The following is a 655-nucleotide window of genomic DNA, read 5'->3' on the forward strand; positions in this document are numbered from 1 at the left end:
CGTGTGAATTCAGTAAGGCGCTGGCACTGAGGTCTAGGTTTATTTCGGCAGAGGTATTTTTTTTTTTTTTTTTTTTCGGGGTAGCTCAACTCGATTTTGCCGGGCGTACCAAATCGGTATTGCACATAGCCGGTTGTCGCTGAGAAATCGTGTGATGCGCAAACCGAGATCATTTTCGGCCCGGAGTCGCAGCCGAACAGCAGTGTTTCTTGCGTCTTGCACAGATAGTTCTGTTCCGACGTCCCCGCAAGCGCATCGAGGGCAATGGCACCCATCGTCAGGAAGCAAATGCCCTTTAGCATCGTGACGTTAATCCCCATGAGTTTTCCCGTTTTTTTCAATGGAACCGTTATCAGTATTTGTTCTGGTTGGATGCTCGATGACGCAGTGTGTGTTCCCAGTCAAGCGTGTGCAAATGTCTCACTTGCCCCCAGTCACATCCAGAAAGGTCCCGGTAACAAACGACGCCTCTTTACCTGCCAGCCACAGTATGGCCCGCGCCACTTCTTCGGGCTCGCCGCCCCGGCCCATCGGGATGCTTTCCTTGACGCGATCCACACGACCCGGTTCTCCGCCGCTGGCGTGCATTTCGGTGTAGATATGCCCTGGGCGAACGCAGTTGACGCGGATGCCGTCGCGCGCGACTTCCTTGGAT

At 54.0% G+C, this 655-nt stretch carries 2 protein-coding genes; both read right to left on the minus strand.

Annotated features, from left to right (window positions below):
• Nucleotides 1-320: hypothetical protein (locus tag OMK64_RS21425; protein WP_272730140.1), on the minus strand; the 320-nt coding region annotated here is incomplete at its 3' end.
• Between the two features lie 100 nt (nucleotides 321-420).
• Nucleotides 421-655, minus strand: a 235-nt coding sequence (locus tag OMK64_RS21430) for an SDR family oxidoreductase (RefSeq protein ID WP_272730141.1), incomplete at its 5' end; no start/stop codon positions are given.

The sequence above is a fragment of the Cellulomonas fimi genome, from assembly GCF_028527925.1.
GTDB classification, from domain to species: domain Bacteria; phylum Actinomycetota; class Actinomycetes; order Actinomycetales; family Cellulomonadaceae; genus Cellulomonas; species Cellulomonas fimi_C.